This is a genomic window from Nocardia arizonensis (assembly GCF_001310275.1).
Lineage (GTDB): Bacteria > Actinomycetota > Actinomycetes > Mycobacteriales > Mycobacteriaceae > Nocardia > Nocardia arizonensis.
The window spans coordinates 1-411 of the sequence record NZ_LGYZ01000114.1 but is presented as its reverse complement, the minus strand read 5'-3'; the positions used below and the strand labels follow the sequence as shown (position 1 = coordinate 411).

Annotated in this window: 1 protein-coding gene; it reads left to right on the top strand. The window is 66.4% G+C overall.

Features of this window, described 5'->3' with window-relative positions; translation table 11 throughout:
- Positions 1-411 (top strand): recombinase family protein (locus tag APZ21_RS34890; protein ID WP_204249160.1); only part of this gene is annotated, 411 nt, incomplete at both ends.

The following is a 411-nucleotide window of genomic DNA, read 5'->3' as shown; positions in this document are numbered from 1 at the left end:
TCGTCCCCGGTCCCGGTGGCGGTGTTCCTGCGCACCTCGACCCGGGATTTGCAGGACCCCACGTTGTCGCTGCCGCGCCAGCTCGACAACTGCCGCAAGGTGCTGCCGAACGGGTTCGTGATCGTCGCGTTCTTCTACGACGTCGAATCCTCCCGCAAAGACCTCGAACTGCGTGGCCTGGGCAGCGCGCACGAGGCGTTCGACATCCCCATCCCGCGTGACGGCGGTTTGGCCGATCTGATGGCCGAAGCCCGCCACCCCAATCGCCGGTTCGAAGCGGTCGTGGTCGAGGAGATCGAACGCGCCGCCCGGTGGACCCACCAGTCCACCCAGCTCGAACACGAGCTGGAAAAGGTCGGGGTGCCACTGTTTGCCGCCGACGAGGGACCGATCTCGCTGTCGGAGAAACGT